Annotated in this window: 17 protein-coding genes; 6 read left to right on the forward strand and 11 right to left on the reverse strand. The window is 45.2% G+C overall.

The features are described 5' to 3' along the window. The 8 genes from A1D16_RS06915 to rlmD form a co-directional block, all read right to left on the reverse strand. The coding region (locus A1D16_RS06915) for an alpha/beta hydrolase (protein ID WP_290708608.1) at positions 1 to 762 on the reverse strand (762 nt) is incomplete at its 3' end. Positions 763 to 817: 55 nt separating this feature from the next. Then, positions 818 to 3,529 (reverse strand): glycoside hydrolase family 78 protein, encoded by a 2,712-nt coding sequence (locus A1D16_RS06920; RefSeq protein WP_290708609.1) that lies wholly within the window; start codon positions 3,527 to 3,529, stop codon positions 818 to 820. 76 nt (positions 3,530 to 3,605) lie between these two features. Continuing rightward, the gene (locus A1D16_RS06925; RefSeq protein ID WP_290708610.1) at positions 3,606 to 3,992 is read right to left on the reverse strand and encodes a Dabb family protein; all 387 of its coding nucleotides are present in this window, start codon (positions 3,990 to 3,992) and stop codon (positions 3,606 to 3,608) included. 10 nt (positions 3,993 to 4,002) lie between these two features. Beyond that, complete coding sequence (gene cysS, locus A1D16_RS06930) at positions 4,003 to 5,499, reverse strand: cysteine--tRNA ligase (protein ID WP_290708611.1); 1,497 nt, start codon at positions 5,497 to 5,499, stop codon at positions 4,003 to 4,005. Between the two features lie 74 nt (positions 5,500 to 5,573). Continuing rightward, positions 5,574 to 6,728, reverse strand: a complete 1,155-nt coding sequence (locus tag A1D16_RS06935) for an endonuclease/exonuclease/phosphatase family protein (RefSeq protein ID WP_290708612.1) — start codon at positions 6,726 to 6,728, stop codon at positions 5,574 to 5,576. An 8-nt stretch (positions 6,729 to 6,736) separates the two neighbouring features. Next, positions 6,737 to 7,663 carry a rhomboid family intramembrane serine protease gene (locus tag A1D16_RS06940; RefSeq protein WP_290708613.1) on the reverse strand — a complete coding sequence of 309 codons (927 nt, stop codon included), beginning with the start codon at positions 7,661 to 7,663 and terminating at the stop codon, positions 6,737 to 6,739. 13 nt (positions 7,664 to 7,676) lie between these two features. Beyond that, the gene (locus A1D16_RS06945) at positions 7,677 to 8,273 is read right to left on the reverse strand and encodes a rhomboid family intramembrane serine protease (protein ID WP_290708614.1); all 597 of its coding nucleotides are present in this window, start codon (positions 8,271 to 8,273) and stop codon (positions 7,677 to 7,679) included. After that, on the reverse strand, positions 8,270 to 9,679 hold the full coding sequence (gene rlmD / locus A1D16_RS06950) for a 23S rRNA (uracil(1939)-C(5))-methyltransferase RlmD (RefSeq protein ID WP_290708615.1): 1,410 nt from the start codon (positions 9,677 to 9,679) through the stop codon (positions 8,270 to 8,272). Before rlmD ends, A1D16_RS06945 begins: the two co-directional genes overlap by 4 nt. 53 nt (positions 9,680 to 9,732) lie before the next feature. Here rlmD and A1D16_RS06955 point away from each other — a divergent pair, with 53 nt between their 5' ends. The 3 genes from A1D16_RS06955 to A1D16_RS06965 are packed head-to-tail and all read left to right on the forward strand — an operon-like array spanning position 9,733 to position 13,825. Next, positions 9,733 to 11,208 (forward strand): TlpA family protein disulfide reductase, encoded by a 1,476-nt coding sequence (locus tag A1D16_RS06955; protein ID WP_290708617.1) that lies wholly within the window; start codon positions 9,733 to 9,735, stop codon positions 11,206 to 11,208. Continuing rightward, a complete protein-coding gene (locus A1D16_RS06960) occupies positions 11,205 to 13,070 on the forward strand; it encodes a peptidylprolyl isomerase (RefSeq protein ID WP_290708618.1) in 1,866 nt (621 codons plus the stop codon). The genes A1D16_RS06955 and A1D16_RS06960 overlap by 4 nt, the downstream gene beginning before the upstream one ends. A 59-nt stretch (positions 13,071 to 13,129) precedes the next feature. After that, the gene (locus A1D16_RS06965) at positions 13,130 to 13,825 is read left to right on the forward strand and encodes a porin family protein (RefSeq protein ID WP_290708619.1); all 696 of its coding nucleotides are present in this window, start codon (positions 13,130 to 13,132) and stop codon (positions 13,823 to 13,825) included. A gap of 64 nt (positions 13,826 to 13,889) precedes the next feature. On the opposite strand, the gene metF is transcribed toward A1D16_RS06965, so the two are convergent. Continuing rightward, the gene (gene metF / locus A1D16_RS06970) at positions 13,890 to 14,843 is read right to left on the reverse strand and encodes a methylenetetrahydrofolate reductase [NAD(P)H] (RefSeq protein WP_290708621.1); all 954 of its coding nucleotides are present in this window, start codon (positions 14,841 to 14,843) and stop codon (positions 13,890 to 13,892) included. 84 nt (positions 14,844 to 14,927) lie between these two features. Between metF and lptB the strand changes: the two genes are divergently transcribed. Together lptB and A1D16_RS06980 are read left to right on the forward strand one after the other, a co-directional pair. Beyond that, the gene (gene lptB / locus A1D16_RS06975; RefSeq protein WP_290708622.1) at positions 14,928 to 15,719 is read left to right on the forward strand and encodes an LPS export ABC transporter ATP-binding protein; all 792 of its coding nucleotides are present in this window, start codon (positions 14,928 to 14,930) and stop codon (positions 15,717 to 15,719) included. 23 nt (positions 15,720 to 15,742) lie between these two features. After that, positions 15,743 to 17,248: a GH3 auxin-responsive promoter family protein gene (locus A1D16_RS06980; protein ID WP_290708623.1), complete on the forward strand. Its 1,506-nt coding sequence runs from the start codon at positions 15,743 to 15,745 to the stop codon at positions 17,246 to 17,248. Here the strand turns inward: A1D16_RS06980 and A1D16_RS06985 are convergent. Continuing rightward, entirely contained in the window at positions 17,235 to 17,972 is a 738-nt protein-coding gene (locus tag A1D16_RS06985; RefSeq protein WP_290708624.1) for a hypothetical protein, read from the reverse strand. The two genes, A1D16_RS06980 and A1D16_RS06985, sit on opposite strands and share 14 nt — an antisense overlap. Before the next feature lie 87 nt (positions 17,973 to 18,059). On the opposite strand from A1D16_RS06985, the gene fabG reads away from it, so the two are divergent. Beyond that, the gene (gene fabG / locus A1D16_RS06990) at positions 18,060 to 18,815 is read left to right on the forward strand and encodes a 3-oxoacyl-[acyl-carrier-protein] reductase (RefSeq protein WP_290708625.1); all 756 of its coding nucleotides are present in this window, start codon (positions 18,060 to 18,062) and stop codon (positions 18,813 to 18,815) included. A 5-nt stretch (positions 18,816 to 18,820) separates the two neighbouring features. Here fabG and A1D16_RS06995 read toward each other — a convergent pair whose 3' ends face one another. Next, the gene (locus A1D16_RS06995) at positions 18,821 to 20,725 is read right to left on the reverse strand and encodes a serine hydrolase (RefSeq protein ID WP_290708626.1); all 1,905 of its coding nucleotides are present in this window, start codon (positions 20,723 to 20,725) and stop codon (positions 18,821 to 18,823) included. Positions 20,726 to 20,876 lie beyond the last annotated feature (151 nt).

The raw sequence follows: 20,876 nt of genomic DNA on the forward strand, positions 1-20,876 counted from the left end.
AGGTTGCTTAGCGGCCATCCATTTGGTATAAATCTCCACGCTATGGGGGGCCAGGTTCAGGTTATCGTTGGTGGCGGCAACAATAAAAGCGGGCATGGGAGCCGTTGGTACCGCTGTGCTTCCAACCATATTTCCAGTATAGGCATAAACGGGCACAATAAAATCGGGTCGATTGATGGCCGTTGAATTATAGGCAACCGACATGGTTACATGCCCCCCTGCAGAAAACCCCATAAAACCAATCCGGTTTTTGGCAACATTAAATTCATCAGCATGCTGGCGAACGTATTCCACTGCTTTCAATCCATCCTGCATGGTCATCGGCACCACGGTTTTATAATCGTATTTTTCAGCTCCATTCCCCGATATGGCCTGGCCCATTTCGATGGTTGGCTGTTCCGTTAAACTTTTAACCAGGCGATACTTTAATACAAATGCAGTAACACCTTTGCTATTGAGCCATTTCGCCACATCAATACCTTCACTGTTTATCGACAGTGCATGAAATCCACCACCTGGTGCAATAATTACTGCAGTATTGGTTGAATTATCTGCCGGTGCAGGATATACCGTTAAAGTTGGTTCGGTCACATTGTACACAATCGGTGTTTGCCAGCTCGTTTTCTCCAGGTATTTTTCATCCCAGTTCCAGTTTTCAGAACCCGGAGCTTTGCCCTGGTATAATTTGAGTACCTTTTGTTGCGAATAGGCTAAACCGTTAGCGACTGTAAATATCAGCAGGGTTAAAATCAATCGTTGCATAGTAGACCTGAAGTTTAATAGTTAAATATACTTCAAGTTCAGAAGCTTTGTTCTATCAATTCCGGCACTCAAACCGGTACTTGCCTGATCCGATCCGAAGGGGAATATAGCCCTGATCGGGCTTGCCCGGTTCAAACCCGTTTTTTCCCAACACCGGTTGCCCGTTTTCGCGAATGTTTTCGGCATTGCTGGTTTTAAAATATACGGTGGCACTGGTATTGGCAGGAATTGTCAGTTCCAGCACCATCCCATCTCCTTCTTTTTTCCATCCCGATTCCAGCCTGCCGTAAGCGGTCAGCAAACTTGCTTTTGCATAAGTAAGACCACCGCCTGGTGAAGGCCGGATGATGACCGATTTAAAACCGGGATGTGCAGGATCGGCCTGGATTCCGGCAATATGCTGGTACATCCATTCACCAATTGCACCATACGCATAATGATTAAAGGAATTCATGCCCGCGTTCTGAAAACTACTATCCGGCTTTTGGCCATCCCAACGCTCCCAAATGGTGGTAGCCCCCATTTTTACCGGGTAGAGCCAGGAAGGATAGGTTTCCTGCAAAAGCAGCGCGTAGGCCAACTCTTCCTGCCCGAATTTTGATAATACTTTACAGAGATACGGTGCGCCGATAAAACCGGTGGTCAGGTGCGTATCGTAACTTTTTACATTGGCTGCCAGGCGATCGGCTGCCGACAAACGCATTGACTCCGGCAGCATATCAAACTGCAGGGCCAGTACATAAGCGGTTTGAGAAGAAGAAACCAACCTTCCACCCGGTGTTACATATTCTTTCAAAAATGCTTTTTTAATGTCGGCCAACAAGGCACTGTACCTGGCAACATCATCGGTTTTACCGAGTACTTCGGCCGCCTGCATGGCAAGCTGTGTACTATACGCAAAAAAGCATTGGGCAATCAGGTATTTATCGGTAATTGCTGCACGGCCATCGGTATCATCGTCGGGCCGGTAAAATAACCAGTCGCCAAAATGAAACCCGGTATTCCACAAATACTCTTTGCTATTACGCAGCATGTATCCTATCCAGCCCTGCATACTTGGGTATTGTTCTGAAAGGGTGCGTTTATCTCCATAAACGATCCATTGCTGCCAGGGAATAATAGTAGCTGCGTCGGCCCAGCCGGTGGATGCCACGGCTCCATCACCCAACACATTGGGTACTACAAAAGGAACGGCTCCGTTTGCTTGTTGATCCAGTGCCAGGTCTTTCAGCCATTTTGAAAAAAAGCTACGTACTCCGAAATTAAAAGTTGCAGTACGGTAAAATGCCTGCGCATCGCCTGTCCAGCCCAGCCGCTCATCGCGTTGCGGACAGTCAGTGGGTACATCCAGGAAATTACCTCTTTGCCCCCATTGAATATTCTTTTGCAATTGATTGATTAACGGATTCGAGGTTTCAAATTCGCCGGTTTTTTCCATATCGGAATAAAGCACATAGGCTGTATAGTCAGCCGGATCCGGGTCCGTTTTTAAGCCATCAATTTTTATATACCGAAACCCCTGAAAGGTAAAATGAGGTTCAAAAACTTCATCGCCTTTACCCGAAAGTATAAATTGATCTTGTTGTTTGGCAGAGCGTAGGTTTTCGGTATAAAAATTTCCAAACTTATCCAACACTTCCGCATGTGACAGGGTAACCGTATCGCCCTTATTGCCATGGAGGGTAACTTTTACCCAACCCACCATATTTTGTCCAAAATCCAGCACTTTTTCTCCTTTGGGGGTAGTAATAAATTTTACCGGCTTCAATACTTCTCTTTTGCGGATGGGTTCATTCTGTGTAGCCACCAGTGATTTGGCATAGGCAGGCATCCGTTTCACCGCCTTCCAGTCCTGTGCATTATAACCGGGGCTTGCCCAACCCGGTTTCATTTTATTGGCATCAATGGTTTCTCCGTGATAAATTTCGGACGACCGTATTTCCGCGGTAGAACTTTTCCAGTTTTCATCTGACACAATAAGGTCAGTGCTGCCATCTGTATAAGTAATTTTTAACTGGAATAATAATGCCAATTCTTTTCCATAGAAATCTTTCTGCCCGGCAAATCCTATATAACTCCTATACCACCCGTTGCCTAAACTAACACCTGCCACGTTTTCACCGGCTTTGAGCAATGTACTCACTTCATATACCTGGTATTGTAATCGTTTATCGTAACTCGTCCAGCCAGGCGTTAAAAAAGCATCTCCGATTTTACGGCCATTTAATTGTGCTTCGTACATACCCAGTGAGGTGATATATGCGTAGGCCGATTTGATTTTTTTCTTACCCAGCGAAAAGGGGCGGCGCAAAACGGGGCTGGGCCTGCTTTCCTCTTCGGTTTGCACGCCAATCCAGCTAGCTTTCCAGAAATCCTGCTGAAAAGCTCCTGTGTGCCAAAATGCCCAATTACTCCAGCTACCGGCTTTTTGTTGCTGATCCCAGACACGCACGCGCCAGAAATAATCCTGGCCCGACTCCAGTGGCAGGCCTTTATACGCCACCAATACAGAACTATCGGACAACTGTTTTCCCGACTGCCATACGGTTTTGCCTTTAGGTGAGGAGCTTCTTACTTCGATTTCATAGGCAGTTTGAACTACTCCTCGTTTCGGGCTATTCAATTGCCAGCTAAACCGGGGCTGGGGATGATCAATACCCAGGGGGTTGATCAATCCTTCTGTTTGTAATCCTGCGGGGGAAATCTGGGAAAACACAATATAACTGCTGAATAGCAGCAATAGACTACAATAAATTCTGGCAATCATACGCAACCGTTGGCATTTAGTTGCCCTAAATAACAGGGATTAGATGGTTTGACTATCCTGAACCATCCTGAAACCTCTATTTAGCCGACCAGTAATCAATTACCAGTACTTTTTCCAGGTGAGGTTTCAATACCTCTACAAAAGCTTTGTGAGCGGGATGCGGCAGATAACTATCCCTGGCTTTCTCTGATGCAAAACTTACCAGAAAACAATGGGTAAACTCCTGGTTCAGATTTTCAGGACTATTGTTTATGCCCCATTCAAAATCCTGTATTTCTTTGATTTGCGCGGGCAGGACGCGAAACGCATCTTCCACTTTTTTTATATCCGCAGCTGTGCTGGCAGCTTTAAACGAAAACAGCACCACATGCCGCAACTGCTTGTGGTGCTGTTTATTTTTTTGTGCCTGTATAGTTGTACTCATCAGCATACTGATGAACGTCCAGAGAAAAAATTTATGCATGACCGGTTAATTAGGCAAAACTGATACTTACGCCTCCGTCCTTCTCATCTTTCAGTAAGATACCTAATTCCTGCAACTGATTCCTGATTTTATCGGAAGTAGCAAAGTCCTTTTTGGATTTGGCTTCCTTCCGGATATCGATCAGTAATTGCAGTACGCCATCCAGCTTTCCGTTATCAGCTCCTGCAGCCTGTTCGTCCTGTAGACCAAAAATATCTTCCAGGTACACTTTAAATGCCTGCTGCATTTTTTCAATCGTTGCTTTTGAAACTGCGTTTGCTGCAATATGGTTGTCTTTTATACCATTGATGACCGGCACCAGTTCAAACATATTAGCCAGTACTTTAGCCGTATTAATATCGTCGTTCATGAACTCGTCGAATTCCTCTACCAGCTTAATACAGCGGGCATCCAGCTCTGTATCGGCGGCGGCTTCACCTCCTATTTTAAAGGCAGTTAATACCTGGTAAGCCTCCCATAACCGGCGCATCCCTTTTTGGGCAGCCTGTAAGGCTTCATTCCCAAAATCAAGGGTACTACGGTAATGTGTTTGCAGAATGAAGAAGCGCACGGTCATAGGGTGGTAGGCCTGTTCCAATAATGGATGCGAACCACTGAACAACTCGGTTAGTTTGATTACATTATTATAGCTCTTACCCATTTTCCGACCGTTAATGGTAATCATATTATTATGCATCCAATAACGGGCAGGTACATGTTTATTGCAGATAGTGCTTTGGGCTATTTCACTTTCATGATGCGGAAACTGCAGGTCCATTCCACCGCCATGTATATCGAATTCCTTACCCAGGTATTTGGTAGCCATGGCAGAGCATTCGATATGCCACCCCGGAAAACCTTCTCCCCAGGGACTAGCCCACCGCATAATATGTTCAGGCGGGGCGGCTTTCCAGAGGGCAAAATCCTGCTTGTTCTTTTTTTCGTCCTGCCCCTCCAGCTCCCGGGTGGTTTCCAGCAGATCTTCCATTACCCGTCCGCTTAATTTGCCGTAGGGGTAGTGCTCAGCATATTTTTTTACATCAAAATAAACCGAGCCATTTTTTTCGTAGGCATATCCTTCCTCAATAATCTTTTTGATCATTTCAATCTGCTCAACAATATGGCCGGTTGCTGTCGGTTCAATGGAGGGGTCCAGGGTATTGAACTGTTTCATTGCCCAATGGAAGAGATTGGTGTATTTGGTTACCAGTTCCATGGGCTCCAATTTTTCGATCTGGGCCTTGGTAGAAATTTTGTCCTCCGCTTCCCTCCCTTCCTCCTCGAAATGACCGGCATCCGTAATATTTCGAACATACCGAACCTTATACCCGAGGTGAACCAGGTAGCGGTTCAGTACATCGAAGGTAATATAAGGACGGGCATGGCCAAGATGGCTTTCGCCGCTTACAGTAGGGCCGCAAACATACATACCGGCATAACCGGGCACAAGCGATTTAAATACTTCTTTCTGTCTTGTGTAAGAGTTAAAAACTTTAAGTTCAGCCATGATTTATTGGATTGCTTGCAAAAATAAAGGGATAACGTCCTTTTATAGGGAAAGATTATATATTGGGAATTATTTTACTTTGATGCCTCCGCAGGGTCGGGCAGTCGCAGGTCGGTGATTACAGGGAAATGGTCGGATAACTGCGGATGCGGATTTCGGCATTGTACCACCTCAAACATCGGATCAACCAGCGTATAATCGATCCGAAGGGTAGGTGAAATGGAAGAAAAAGTTCTGCCCACACCGAAGCCTTTCCGGGTAAAAACATCCTGGAGATTGCCTTTTACCGTTCGGTACACGTAGGAATTGGGTATATCATTGAAATCGCCGCATATTATTACGGGGTAGGGACTTTTGTTTAGTTCATCTCTTACCTTATGCGCCTGGTCTTTCCGGAATGCGTAGGCCTGCCTGAATTTCCGGAAAATACTAACCGATTTGGTCAGGGTTTTTTCATCTCCTTTTTTGATATCTTCCAGGTTCTTGAATTCTGTTCCGGTAAACAAGAGCGATTGGAGGTGGGTAGTAAATACCCTAATCATTTTTCCGTTGATTTCCAGATCAATATATATATAACTTTCATTAGCTTTCATTTCTTTTGGCCCATCATAGCGGCCCCGGAAGGTTTTTTTAATGGGGTATTTCGAAAAAATGGCGATTCCGTGTTCATAGGCCGTATCAGGCCGCCGGTGGTCCATGGCGTAATAGAAATACCGAAAACCCAGGCTATCGCGAAAAAAAGGAATATTCTCGGCGAAACGTTCCGGGTCATTCGACTCAAAAAACTCCTGCATACAGAGTATATCCGGGTCCTGGATACGGATATAAGACAGGATTTGCTTTCTTTTATTCCGGTTAGCCCGGGAGGAAGGCCTCATTTGCGCAAAGCGTTCTACATTCCATTGCATAACCCGAAAACTGTTTTCAGGTTTGGTGATGGTGGTTCTTGCCATGGGCTGAAAGGCAAAAAAAGCCCCTATGGACTGCCAGCTCAGCAACAGTGTCAATAAAGGCAGAAAAATCCATTTACTACGGGCCAGGATCCAGAACAGGAGTAGCCCAAGCATGGCAACTAACAGAAATGCATAACCGACACCCAGGATGGCAATATACCAGTATTTTCCCGGTGGAAAATACCAGGCCAGGCATGCCATACCATAGAGCAGGCATACTCCGATGGTTAGCAGAATGCCAATTTTTTTTGAAAAACTGCGCAGGGTGAAAGGCATTTCCGAAATTACAATTCCTCTTCGTTAGCTGCCCTTTTCAGAATATCTTTTTCTTCATCGGTGAGCATATGATACCCTTCCTGATTTATTTTATCAAGAATCTGATCAATACGGCTTTGTGTAATATGCGGGTATTTCTTGAAAGGTGCCTGTCCGCTTACTTTATAGAAAAAATTATCTTTCTTTTTCTTTTTCAACGCTGGTTTATCCGGATTGAACAGGTTTTCGACCCAATCAAAGAAACGGTTAATTCCGCTACTCCAATCGCGGCCCCTGCGCATCTGATAAATAAAGAGGAAGCCGGTGGCCCCTCCCGAAATCTGCGCCAGGTAATATTGAGGAAGTGAAACCGGCATGCCGGCAAAATTGACAATGATATAAATGGCCGTAATTATCCAGAGCGGAATGCCACCATTGATCATGGGGAAAATCCTGTAATCGGGTGCAACGGCTGTGGTTGCGATGGCAACCGCCAGTATGGAGGCATTGGCCCCGACCAGGGGCACAGGGGCAGCCATTGCATTGTTTTGCGGAGCCAAGAAATAACCAGCCAGGAAAACCAATGCCCCGGCAAAGCCACCCAGCAGGTAAATGGGAACAAGTTTCCGATTGCCGGTCAGGTCCTGAAGAATATAGCCGAACATCCAAAGCCACAGCATATTAGCCAGTATATGCATCACCTCTAAATGGGTAAACATATAGGTAACCAGGGTCCAGGGCCTGGTAGCAAGTTTTTCCAGGCTTGCAGGCAGGGTAAACCAGTCTGTTACGGTTGGCCCGTAGGAGGCCATATTCATATGACTCAGCTGGTAGATTACGTAAATAAACTTGAGTAACACAAACAGGACGGCGTTCACCACTACCAGGTTTACGAGGGCATTTCCGTCTGCACCCAGCAGAATCTTCCTGCTGCTTCTTTGTTCCTGCAAATTCATAGGTTTAAACTACTTAATAAAACGTATTACGATTGGTTTTGTTCCAGAACAGTACCAGAATAAATCCGGCCAGGGCGCCACCCAGGTGCGCCCAGTGCGCAATATTGTCGCCATCTAGCCGTGCAAAAGCGCCAAAAAGATCCAATGCCATAAAGCCTGGGATCAGGTATTTTGCCTTAATGGGTACCGGAATAAACATTAACATAAGCTCCGTATTGGGAAAAAGATAGGCAAAAGCTGCCATCACTCCCATAATTGCACCCGACGCCCCCACTGCCATTGGGAAATTTGGATCAATAAACAACTGTGCTACCCCGGCAGCTATACCGCAGATAATGTAAAAGTTAAAGAAGCGTTTGGCCCCCCAGAGATTCTCCAAAATAGGTCCGAATATGAACAAGGTGAACATATTGAAAAAAATATGCATTATACCCCCATGCAAAAACATATAGGTTACCAACTGCCATATTTTAAACAAAGGAGAATGCAGGGGAAAAAGAGCCCCCCAGGCTTCAATAAACAATCCCTGGCGCTGAAATATATATTGGGCAAAATAGACCAGTGCGTTCGCAATAATTAAATTCTTTACAATCGGGGTGAGTTGCCTCATACGTAATTTCTCTTTTTTAGTTGTACAACATTTTCAATATGATGGGTATGCGGAAACATATCCACCGGTTGTACTTTAGTTACCATATATCCTGCATCCAGCAGGCCCAGGTCACGTGCCTGAGTGGAGGGGTTACAGCTTACATAAACCACTGTAGGTGCGCCTATCTCCAGAATTTTTTGAACCAGTTTTTCATGCATTCCGGCGCGCGGAGGATCTGTGATAATTACATCCGGCCGGCCATGCGTGGAAAAAAATGAATTATCGCAAATATCAATAACATCTCCGGCAAAAAACGCAGCATGTTTGATGTTATTTAACGCAGCATTTTCTTTAGCATCTGCAATGGCGTCTTCAATAACTTCCACGCCAATGACTTTAGCGGCCTTTCTGCTGACAAAGATGCCGATACTTCCTGTGCCACAATACAGGTCATAAACAGTTTCTTTCCCGGTTAGTTCGGCAAAATCACGGGTAATCTGGTACAAGCGCTCTCCCTGCCGGGTATTTGTCTGAAAAAATGACTTCGGGCTTATCTTGAACTGAAAATCTTCCAACTGCTCTACCGCATAACCTTTCCCAAAATAAACAATCGGTTCCTGGTCGTGCAGGCTATCGTTGAATTTGGCGTTGATGGTATACAGCAGGGTGGTAATGCCTGGTACCCGGGCCAGCAGGTGATCTAATAAAGCAATCCTTGCCTTCTTATCTTCCCTGCCAAAAACCAGGTTTACCATCACTTCGCCGGTAGTAAGTACCCTGATCAGGAGGGTTCGTAAAAAACCCCGGTGTTCACGGATATCGTAATACTCCAGTTGGTTAGCTGCCGCATAGGCCCGGATGGTATTTTTTATAAGATTGGTGGGCTCTGCCATGAGGTGACAATTCTGGATATCGATCACCTTATCAAAGAGTCGGGGTACATGGAAGCCAAGCGCATTTTCCGGAAGAATTTCTGCACCGGACTTAATTTCGGCTGCACTCAGGTATCGCCGGTTACTGGCCGTAAATTCCAGCTTATTCCGGTAATACCGGGTGTCTTTACAACCAATTATGGGTAAAACTGCGGGAATTTCTACTTTTCCGATACGCCGAAGCTGCTGTTCAACCTCCTGTTGCTTATATTCTAATTGTTTCTCATAGGGCAGCATCTGCCATTTGCAACCGCCACAGGTTCCGAAATGCTCGCAAAACGGGTCTACCCGGTCTTTAGAGTAACTGTGGAACCGCTCTACCCTTCCTTCGGCCCAGTCTTTTTTATTTTTTCCCAGCTGCACATCTACCACATCGCCCGGTACGGCTCCTTCAATAAAAACCACTTTCCCCTCTACTCTGCCCAGAGATTTTCCCCCGGCTGCATAGTCTTCAACTGTTAATTTTTCAAGGCGAACCTTCTTTTTACGCATGCGGCAAAAGTAAACACAATATTATTGTGGGCAATTCGTGAAATTAGCAGTCAATGAAACCAATGAAAAACTGGATCCTACGCATTTTTATAGGGATGAACTGCCTTTTTATGGGTGGTTCCTTTAGTTCCCAGGCACAATCCGCCGGTTCGGGATATGAAATCAGGGTAACCCTGAACGCCTATCAAAACCAGTATCTTTACCTGGCCTATCATTACGGAAAAACCAAGGCGCTGGCCGATTCTGCGCTGGTACAGGCAAATGGTACAGCCATATTTAAGGGTAGTAAAGCCCTGCCAGGAGGTATTTACATAATGGTTTCTCCCAAAAAAGAATTTCTTTTCGAACTGCTGGTGGATAAAGAGCAGCGCTTTGCTGTACAAGCAGATACCGCCCGTTTACACGATGTTAAATTTACAGGCAGCCAGGATAATACCGCCTTTCTGAATTATACCGCTTTTATTCAAACCAGGGGAAAGGAGATTTTTGCCTTGCAGAAACAACTGTCGGCTGCGCCCAATAAAAAAGATTCGATTGCTTTACAGGAACAGATCGGGCAACTTAATGCTGCCATCCAGCAATACCGGGCAGATTATATTAAAAAAGCACCGGATAATTTTTTAAGCGCCTTGTTTGCCGCCTTACAGGAGCCGGTTATTCCACCCGCCAGCCAACATCCTAAAGGAAGATATGATACGGCCTGGGCCTATAGTTATTTCAAGGATCATTACTGGGATAATATCAGTTTCAGCGATGAACGGCTGGTTCGAACACCTTTTTTTGAAGGACGACTGGACCGTTACTTCAAAAGCCTGGTATCGCCAGAAGCCGATTCCATTAAAAAGGAAATTGACCATATGCTGCTGTATGCAAGAAGCAGCAAGGATATGTACCGTTTTCTGCTTACACATTTTGTACAAAAATATATTCAGCCCGAGTACATGGGCCAGGATGCAGTTTTTGTGCACCTGTTTGAAAAATATATCAATGAAAAACCGGAAGTAGACTGGTTTACCGAGAAATACCGGAAACATATGACCGATAGGGCCTATTCTTTGATGGCTAACCTTATCGGCAACCCCGCCTGGGATCTTCCCCTGGTTGATTCCAACGGCAAAATGCGGCCTCTTTATGAAGTGAAAGCCAATTATACGGTTATCTGCTTCTGGGATCCTACCTGTGGCCATTGCAAAGAACTGGTACCCAAACTTGATTCTATGTACCAGGCAAAATGGAAAAACCAGGGAATCCGGATCTATGGCGTAATGACAGAAGGGGGCAAAGAGAACTGGACTAAATTCATTAAAGAACATAAACTGACCGACTGGATCCACGTATACCAGACCGAAGAGCAGAAAAAAGAAGAGCGCGATGCCGGCAAGCCCAATTTTCGGCAGCTTTACGATGTTTACCAGACCCCGGTATTGTACCTGCTTGATGAGCAGAAAAGAATCATTGCCAAAAAACTCACCTACCAGCAAATGGATGAGGTCATCTCCATGAAACAACAAAAGCAAGTGTCCAAATGAGATTGAAAAAATGGCTGCCTCTGGTAACAGGCCTACTCCTTTGGCTACCCGTGTTTACGACTGCCCAGACGCTTTTTAGCTATGGTAAACACAAAGTATCGAAAGAAGAATTTCTGAAGGCTTATACCAAAAATAACCCGGAGGGAAAAGCTACCCGGTCCGAGTTGGAGGAATACCTGGAGCTTTATGTACGGTACCGGTTAAAAATACAATGGGCGCTTGACCAACAACTAGATACGCTGCCCTCGGTGAAAATGGATGGGGAAAGTTTTCGTAACCAGATTGCAGGCCATTACCTGTCCGATGACAGCACACTGCAGGTTTTGGTAAAACAGGCTATTAGCCGGGCAACCACCGATCGTAAAATTGCCCATATCTATGTGGCTAAAGGAACGGATTCCGCCCAGGCTTTAAAAAAGATATCCGCTGCAAAAACGGCACTGGAATCGGGTGCTTCCTTTGAACAGGTAGCCCTTCAATTTAGCGAAGACCCGGCTGTTGTTCAGAATAAGGGAACCATTGGCTGGATAACCGTTTTTGGGCTTCCTTATGCGTTGGAGAACCTGGCCTATGAAACCCCGGTAAACGGCATCAGCCCCTTGCTGTCTGCCGGGCAGGCTTTCCATCTCTTTAAAATATTAGACAGCCGGCCGGCGCAGGGTAAAACCAGCATAGCACATATTTTTCTGGAACTGGGAAAAAAAGAAGAAGCGGCTGTTCGTAAAAGAGCCGATTCAATTTATCAGGCAATCCGGGCAGGAGCGGCGTTTTCAAAGCTGGCGCAAGCGTTTAGTGAGGATGATGGCAGCTATCTGAATGGTGGAGAACTCCCCCCCTTTACAGTGGGCACCTATGATGCGGGTTTTGAAGACCTGATTTCAAAACTGGAAAAACCAGGCGATGTGAGCCCGCCTTATAAAAGCAGCCAGGGCTATCATATCATCCAACTCCTCTCCAAACAGGGTGTTACCGATGCCCCAGGTGAAGAATACCAGGAGGAAATGCGGAATAAAGTGCTGGCATCTGACAGGAGCCAGCTCACTACTGATATGGCCTATCGCAAAGCAGCCAGGCTAACGGGCTTGAAATTGATACCGGTTACGGACAACCGAAATGCTGCCTCGCTGATAGCTACTATTGGAAAACGCGAAATTACCGAAGGCGGGTTTCAGTTATACCGGCAGGAACAGGCCGGTTTAAGGAGAGAAAAGGAACAAGCTCCCTCTGAAGAACAGGAGCGTATGAATTATATCCGACAACAGGTAATGCAGCACTACCTGCAAAACCTGGAAGCATACAATCCCTTATTTGCCGCGCAATTGAAAGAGTACAGGGAAGGCACCCTAATTTTTGAAGCAATGCAGCAACAGGTTTGGGATAAGGCCGCAAGTGATGAAGCCGGGTTAGAAAATTATTACCGGCAGCATAAACAGCGATATACCTGGAAAGAAAGCTTCCGGGGGGTACTATTTACCTGTTCCGATGAGGCCACGGCAGCGGCCTTATACCAGCAACTGGAAAAACAACCGGCTAACTGGTCTGCAATTGCAACAGGTTTCCGTAACACCGTGGTGGTAGATTCGGGCCGTTATGAATACGAGCAATTGCCTTTTCCGGCAGAAGCTGCCAAAATTGTAGCAGGGTCTCTTTCCCGCCCCTTACCCATACCGGAATCAGACCAGGTTGGTTTTATCTATTGCTGGGAGAAACTCGCCGCAGGACTTCCCCGCTCCTTCCAGGAAGCAAGAGGTTATATCCTGAATGATTATCAAACCCAATTGGAAGAAAACTGGATCCTGGACTTGAAAAAAACCTTTCCCGTAAAAGTCAATAAGGCAGTTTTAAACAGCTTTAACAGGTAATGGCATGGTTTCTGCGTTTAGCCCTGAACGTTAACTTAAACCCTCAAAAACAACAATTCATGAAGAAAATGATGTTGATGATGGCAATTGGAGCCATTACTACCGCAGTAAAAGCACAGGACAATAAATTCTATTTAAAAGGTGGGTATAACCTGGCCAATGTATCGGTTTCCGGAAATGGTGCCGTTGATGATGCCAGAGCTTTATCCAGTTTCCATGCAGGATTGATGGCAGACCTTCCTATCGGAGCCGGTTTATTATCTCTCCAACCAGGAGTTTTATATACCGGGAAAGGAACAAAAGTGGAAAACGGGAAAAGCACGGATGCCAGTTATTTCAAGTCCACTACCAATCCGCAATACATTGAAATTCCCCTGAACCTTGTTGTAAACCTGCCATTAGCAGACAAAGAATCTAAGTTTTTTGTAGGTGCCGGCCCCTATGCAGCTATGGGAATTGGCGGAAAAAACAAGGTAGAAGGAAAAATATTTGGTGTTGGATTTAAATCTGAAGAAAAAATTGAATTCAGCAATGATGATCCTACCACCACCGGAACAGAAGAAGGCGCAGGAATTGGTTATATGAAGCGTTTTGATTTCGGGGTAAACGGAACCGCTGGTTTTGCATTTAAAAATCTTTTATTGTCTATCAATTATGGCCATGGTTTGACCAAATTGAATTCCGGAGGCGATAACCAGGCAGATGACAAATTCAAAAACAGGGTTTGGAGTCTTTCTGTGGGTGTAAGCCTTTAAGCTAAAAAGGAAAAGGGCCGAAGCATTCATAAATGCTTCGGCCCTTTTCTTATATACTATTCTGCTAAACGAGCTCTTTCACCACGTTCCAGATTACCTTGGGTTTACCCAGGGTATAATAATGCAGCACGGGAACACCGGCTTTTTTAAGTTCCCGGCTCTGTTGAAGTAACCAGGCCGTACCTACCTGCTCTACCTCCACATCGGTTTTACACTTCATTATTTCAGTAGCCAGCTGATCCGGCAGATCTACATTAAAAATCCGGGGCAGGATGGTCATCTGTTTTTTATTGGTAATAGGTTTCAACCCCGGTATTATCGGAACCTGGATGCCAGCCATCCGGCAGTTCTGCACAAATTCAAAATATTTCTGGTTATCGAAGAACATTTGGGTAACCACATACTCAGCACCCGCATCTACTTTGGCTTTCAGATAAGCGATATCGGTGGCTTTATTTGGCGCTTCAAAATGTTTTTCAGGATATCCTGCCACACCAATACAAAAGGTTGCTTTACCCGGATCTTTCACTTCTTCCTCCAGGTAAATGCCATGGTTTAAATCCATCACCTGCTTTAATAGGTCGATCGCATATCGGTTACCACCCGGTTCAGGCTCAAAAAAAGTTTCATTTTTGGCAGCATCTCCCCTTAATACCAACACATTATCGATTCCCAGGAAAGCCAGGTCAATAAGGGCGTTCTCTGTTTCTTCCTTGGTAAATCCGCCACAAATCAGGTGCGGAACAGGGTCAACATTGTAATGCTGCATAATAGCGGCACATATGCCTACCGTACCGGGGCGCTTTCTTACTTCAATTTTATTAAATGTACCATCGGCCTGTTTTTTAAACATGGTTTCACTACGGTGATAGGTAACATTGATAAACGCAGGTTTAAACTCCATCAGAGGATCCAGGTGGTTATAAATAGCACTGATTCCCTTCCCCTTCAGCGGCGGAAGTATTTCAAAAGATATTAATGTGTCTTTCGCCTGATTAATATGATCAATGACCTTCATGTTTGTTTGCTGATTGATAAACTATCTGCAAACTTAGGACGCTGTTAGGATATAACAAGGTATTTTTGTCAAAAGCAAGATCTCTTGAGTTTAGTCATTTCCACCAACGAACTGGTAAAACGCTATGGAAGCAGAACCGTTGTGAACCATGTATCGGTTACTGTTAAACAGGGCGAAATAGTTGGTTTACTCGGACCCAACGGCGCCGGAAAAACCACTACATTTTATATGGTTGTAGGCTTAATTAAGCCAGATGAAGGACGGGTTTTCCTGAATGAACAGGATATTACCGAACTGCCGATGTATAAAAGAGCCCAGTTAGGAATCGGTTATCTGCCGCAGGAAGCCTCTGTTTTCAGGTCGCTTTCCGTGGAAGACAATATCCGGTCTGTACTGGAAATGACCCGGCTAACTAAGCAGGAACAGCGTACCAAACTGGAAGAACTGCTGGATGAATTCCGCTTGCATCATGTGCGGAAAAACAATGGTGACAGCCTAAGCGGTGGAGAGCGAAGGAGAACAGAAATAGCCCGGGCACTGGCTGTAAATCCAAAATTTATATTGCTGGATGAGCCATTTGCCGGGGTAGACCCTATTGCCGTTGAAGATATTCAAACGGTTGTAGCCCGGCTCAAATACAAGAATATTGGCATCCTGATTACCGACCACAATGTAAATGAAACCCTTTCCATCTGTGACCGAGCCTACCTGTTGATTGATGGAAAAATTTTCAAACACGGTACCGCGGAAGAGCTTTCGGCAGATGAACAGGTTCGTCGCCTGTACCTGGGCCGGAATTTTGAATTGAAGCGAAAGGATTACCTGCACGAAGAAGTAATGAAAGGGATCAGTGATTTGCCCCGCTTTGAAGAGTAATTTTCGTATTTTGCCCCTGCTGAATGAAATTAATCTCGCCAGCCATATCGAGACTGGCCCGGCTAAGGCTGTGGCAAATTGAGCAATGGGTAACCAATCCGGTAGCTGCTCAGCGCGAGGTATTGCAGGAACTGGTTACCTCTGCCCAGTATACAGAAATTGGCCGTCAGTACGGGTTTAACCGCCTGTTTACCGTGCGCGATTTTAAGCGTACCGTACCCGTTCACGAATACGACGACCTGAAACCCTATATCGAACGCATGATGACCGGGGAAGAAAACCTGCTTTGGAATACCCCCATCCGCTGGTTCGCAAAAAGCAGCGGAACCACCAGCGAGCGTAGCAAGTTTATACCCGTAAGTGACGAAAGCCTGGAAGAAAATCATTTTCAGGGCGCCAAGGATGTTTTGACCCTGTACTACGGATGTAACCCTGAATCAGAACTTTTGGGGGGGAAGGGATTGGTTATTGGGGGCTCTCATCAGCTAAGCCAGGCCACTGAAGATATTAGTTTCGGCGATCTGAGTGCCGTGCTTTTACAAAATACCCCCTTCTGGGGGCATTGGATCCGTACTCCGGAATTATCCATTGCCCTGCTCGACGAATGGGAACATAAAATAGAACAACTGGCGCTAACCACTATACCGGAAAATGTAACCTCCATTTCCGGGGTTCCGACCTGGACCCTTGTGCTGATGAAACGTATTCTGGAAATGACCGGCAAGTCCTGTATAGCCGAAGTATGGCCCAACCTGGAACTGTATATGCATGGCGGTGTTTCCTTTGTGCCTTACCGCGAACAGTTCAGACAACTGATCGGAAAAGACATTCACTACCTGGAAATGTACAATGCCAGTGAAGGATTTTTTGCTGCCCAGGACAGTCCCCATTCAGATGGTATGCTGCTCTTCACCAGGCATGGCATTTTTTATGAATTCATGCCAATTGAAGAATACGGGAAAAAATTTCCTGCCACCGTTGGCTTAAACAAAGTGCAACTCGGAAAACAGTATGCCCCCGTTATCAGTACAACCGGCGGACTATGGCGGTATATTATTGGCGATACCATTCAATTCAGTTCGCTGGCCCCCTACCGCATTAAGGTAAGCGGACGGCTTAAACATTATATAAATGCTTTTGGAGAAGAAGTGATTGTCGATAATTCAGACAAAGCAATTTCCATCGCCTGCGAAAAAACCGGGGCTACTGTAAACGATTATACAGCCGCACCTGTTTATTTCAGCCAACATGGAAATGGAGCCCATGAATGGATACTGGAATTTGAAAAAGAACCTGCAGATCTGGCATTGTTTGCGTATGAGCTGGATACGGCACTTAAAAATATCAACAGCGATTATGAAGCCAAACGCCAGAAAGATATTGCCTTAAGAATGCCCTTGGTACATGCAGTAAAAAAAGGACTGTTTAATAACTGGCTGCGATCAAAAGGCAAGCTGGGCGGCCAGCATAAAGTACCCCGCTTAAGCAATGACCGCGAAATACTGGAATCGATTCTTAGTTTTTTGTAGTTCCCAACATTATATACAGGCTCCTCAACAGATAATAAGGCAAGGTGAAATAGTTTGCCGACACTTTTTTTACACCCCCAAAATCGAGCTTGAATTGCAGTAAGCTATCAATCACTTCTTTGCTGTTCACCGGTGTATAGCCCCCGAAATCATACGCTTCAATGCCTTCTTCTTTGAAAGCCAGCATATCGCGGTAATGCAGGTATTTATTAGCTCTGCCTATTTTATTCCGATCGAATTTTTCGTCAAAGCGTTTGGAAGCAGAATGCATCTGACGTACAATTTTTTGTACGGGGTCAAACACGTAAGTATGTGCGGCAAGAATTTGTCCATCCAGTTCTGCATAGCTTATCCGCAACGAGCTGCCAAAACTTGCAACGCGTTCATCCGTTTCAGGAGCCAATCCTTTGCTGGCAGCAAACTCGTTGAAGAATTGAACAAATTTGGAGATATTAGTATCAAAGTAGCAGATAACCCCCTCCTCTTCTGATTTTCGAACCTGCGCTTTCACCGTTCTTGAAAAATCTTCCAGGATCTTTTCCCTGGGTTTGGTCAGATCCAGTTCAACGGTGTAATTGGGTTCTTTGATTAAAAGCGGTGAATTATAGTTTTCCCGAATATGGTTGAACGAATGGATGGAGAGCTTGTTTAATAAACCTGGGCGAACGGAAAACCAATTGTCATGGACATTTAATCCATAGAATTTTCGAGAGTACCAGATCATAGGGCAACGACTAGTTTAAGGGGTTAATCGATTTAAAAATAGACAAATTCCTAAAACTGCCTAAATTCACAGCTAATTTTTAGACGAATGAAACTTCTAGAGAATAAAATAGCCATTGTAACCGGAGCGGCCAGGGGAATAGGGGAAGGAATTGCCCTCAAACTTGCAGAACAGGGCGCCCATATAGCCTTTACGTATGTGAGCGAAAGCAGTGCTGAAAAAGCAGCAGCTTTGGAGAAGAAACTCATGGATTTAGGGGTTAAAGCAAAGGCTTACCGGAGCAATGCCGCTGTTTTTGAACAATGTGAAACATTGGTAAATGATGTTATAGCCCATTTTGGCGGAGTAGACATCTGTGTTAACAATGCAGGAATTTCTAAAGATAACCTGCTGCTGAGAATGACGCCCGAGCAATGGAACGACGTCATCAATACCAATTTAACCTCTGTTTATAACATGACCAAACAGGTGATCCGTCCTATGATGAAGGCAAAATCGGGCACCATTATCAATATGAGCTCCATTATTGGTATAAAAGGGAATCCAGGCCAAAGCAGTTATGCTGCTTCAAAAGCGGGTATCATTGCATTTACTAAGTCCATTGCTCAGGAGCTTGGCAGCCGGAACATTCGCTGCAATGCGATTGCACCCGGTTTTATTGAAACAGATATGACCCATTATTTGAAAGAAAGCAGTGGGGCAGATGAATACCTGAAAAAAATTCCACTGGGGCGGTTTGGAACGGCGGAAGAAATTGCGAATGTTACCCTGTTTCTGGCCAGTCCGCTTAGCTCTTATGTAACCGGGCAGGTAATTAGTGCCTGCGGCGGTTTAAATCAATAAGTTATTCACCGGTCGGGTGCCCCCCGACCGGTGAACAATAATTCCGGAACCGTTTTTAGCTGGTAGCCCTGTTCCTGCAGCCAGCTTATAAGTTGATCCAACTCCTTCCAGAAGGGATCCGGACGACCAGGGCCAGTGCCAATATGCAGCAACAATAAAAAGCCATTCAGTTTATCCTGCGCTTCTTTTTGGTGAATGGATTCCAGGATACGGGCTGAGCTACGGTAATTTTTATCCTTTAACCGCGTATAATCGGCATGGCTAAGCGTACCGGGCGTATAGTTTACCAAATGCCTGCCCAATTGGTTGGTCCACCATACAATACTGTCGTTATACCATTCATAAGAGGGCAAAAAATACAGGGCTTCAGACGGATCAATTCCTGCTTTTTTCATGGCCGCCTCATTATCACGCAGGTCTTTGATAAAGGCCTCCTTCGTCACCAATAAACTATCCTTTTTTTGCCAGTCATTATAAAGCAGGTGTTTATCGCCATGTGTGCCCAGGTAATTACCAGCTGCCTTCAATTCCCGGATAATGGACCGAAAGCGCCGGTTCCGATAAAAATCACCGGTAAGAAAAAAAGAAGCTTTCACCCCCCGTTTTTTGAGTACGGTAGCAATTTCCTTGCCTCCCTCTCCAAATGAATGGCCCGTAAAAACCAGCGCTATGTTTTTCCTGCTTCTGTCTCCCCGGATAATTGCCCCATCGGTGGGGTGGCTCTCGATCGGCAAAACCCTGCCGCTGGGGGTGGCATCGAGCAGGATTTCACCTATTTCCCGGAAAAAGGGATAACCGATCGAATCGTATTCATAGTTATTGTCGTTGAGAATACCATCCTGGTTCACATAGATAACACCACTTAGCATCAACTCCTTTTTACGGGGAAAATCCTGGATATACGCTACATCAATCAGGTAGCCGTACGACCAGCCGGTTTTATTATAAATCCGTACTCCCGAAGGCACAGGACGTTTCCCATCCCGGTAAAGAAAAAATTTGGAGTAACTGTCAAAATATTCCGTTGTATCAAATACCGGAAACCTGGATGCTGCGGGTAAAGAAGAAATTGCATCCAACATCAGTTGCCGCGAATTTTCTGAAAGGCGAAAACGCTGCCGTTCGGGTACGCTGGAAGGAAACAAAAAGGATTGCATAAGCTGTTGTAAATCGCGTAATGGCATCCAGTTATGCGTAGTAAAATCCATCGGCTGCCGGATCAGGGAATCAGACCAGTTATAATGTGCATTTCCGACGCTTATTTTTTTACTGAAATCAAAGGGGAATACACTTTTTTGTGCCGGCTGATCTATCAATACCCGGCCATCAATGGTCAGCAATTGTACCGGGGGTGTAACCCGGTGCTGTTCTGGTGTAAGCGCCAGGAACCGCCGCGTAATACGGCTTCCGTTATAGCCCATTTCCTGTAAACGACGGTTAATGTACTCCTGCCCAAGAAATTCAAACAACCTGTTATAGGCTTCATTATCGCTCACAATCATGGCTTTTCGAACCAGTTCAAGAAGAGATGCCGGTGCATGCCCATCGGTTTTTAAAAGGGTGTGAGGATTTACGCCAGAAGCGGAAAGCTGTTCCATTTTTTCCAATGCCATCAGCGCAGAGGGAAATTTTACCATGGAAGCAGGATTAAAATATACCGAATCGTTCACCTGCAGGTATCGATGTTTAAAAGCGGGGCGATCATCCGCATCGCGGGTAATTTCTGTATAAATCAACTGGTATTGAAATACCTCAGGATGATCGAGGATAAAACGCAGCTTCGGACTGGCAGAAGCCCGAATTGTCTGTTCCAGGTCAATATCCTGCAAAGTTTTCTGCGCCATTACTGAAACAGCTGCTCCTATACACAGAAAAAAATAAATGGCTATTCTACGAAAAATCACTACCATAGCATTTCTCCATATGATTCAACAGGAAGATAATTATTCCTGTTATTTTTGACACTTACAAAGCTTGCTAAAAATTCATAGTATGAAATTGGTTTCTTATTTAGTGGAAGGACATGATCAATTGGGAATTTATGTAGATGATTTTATCTAT

Source organism: Flavihumibacter sp. CACIAM 22H1 (assembly GCF_001601815.1).
GTDB lineage: Bacteria > Bacteroidota > Bacteroidia > Chitinophagales > Chitinophagaceae > Flavihumibacter.

Coding starts and splice junctions, on each gene's coding strand:
- A1D16_RS06985 (WP_290708624.1), bottom strand. CDS start 17,972: ATGATCTGGTACTCTCGAAAATTCTATGGATTAAATGTCCATGACAAT.
- A1D16_RS06945 (WP_290708614.1), bottom strand. CDS start 8,273: ATGAGGCAACTCACCCCGATTGTAAAGAATTTAATTATTGCGAACGCA.
- A1D16_RS06960 (WP_290708618.1), top strand. CDS start 11,205: ATGAGATTGAAAAAATGGCTGCCTCTGGTAACAGGCCTACTCCTTTGG.
- A1D16_RS06980 (WP_290708623.1), top strand. CDS start 15,743: ATGAAATTAATCTCGCCAGCCATATCGAGACTGGCCCGGCTAAGGCTG.
- A1D16_RS06920 (WP_290708609.1), bottom strand. CDS start 3,529: ATGATTGCCAGAATTTATTGTAGTCTATTGCTGCTATTCAGCAGTTAT.
- A1D16_RS06965 (WP_290708619.1), top strand. CDS start 13,130: ATGAAGAAAATGATGTTGATGATGGCAATTGGAGCCATTACTACCGCA.
- fabG (WP_290708625.1), top strand. CDS start 18,060: ATGAAACTTCTAGAGAATAAAATAGCCATTGTAACCGGAGCGGCCAGG.
- cysS (WP_290708611.1), bottom strand. CDS start 5,499: ATGGCTGAACTTAAAGTTTTTAACTCTTACACAAGACAGAAAGAAGTA.
- A1D16_RS06995 (WP_290708626.1), bottom strand. CDS start 20,725: ATGGTAGTGATTTTTCGTAGAATAGCCATTTATTTTTTTCTGTGTATA.
- A1D16_RS06925 (WP_290708610.1), bottom strand. CDS start 3,992: ATGCATAAATTTTTTCTCTGGACGTTCATCAGTATGCTGATGAGTACA.
- A1D16_RS06935 (WP_290708612.1), bottom strand. CDS start 6,728: ATGCCTTTCACCCTGCGCAGTTTTTCAAAAAAAATTGGCATTCTGCTA.
- A1D16_RS06955 (WP_290708617.1), top strand. CDS start 9,733: ATGAAACCAATGAAAAACTGGATCCTACGCATTTTTATAGGGATGAAC.
- rlmD (WP_290708615.1), bottom strand. CDS start 9,679: ATGCGTAAAAAGAAGGTTCGCCTTGAAAAATTAACAGTTGAAGACTAT.
- A1D16_RS06940 (WP_290708613.1), bottom strand. CDS start 7,663: ATGAATTTGCAGGAACAAAGAAGCAGCAGGAAGATTCTGCTGGGTGCA.
- metF (WP_290708621.1), bottom strand. CDS start 14,843: ATGAAGGTCATTGATCATATTAATCAGGCGAAAGACACATTAATATCT.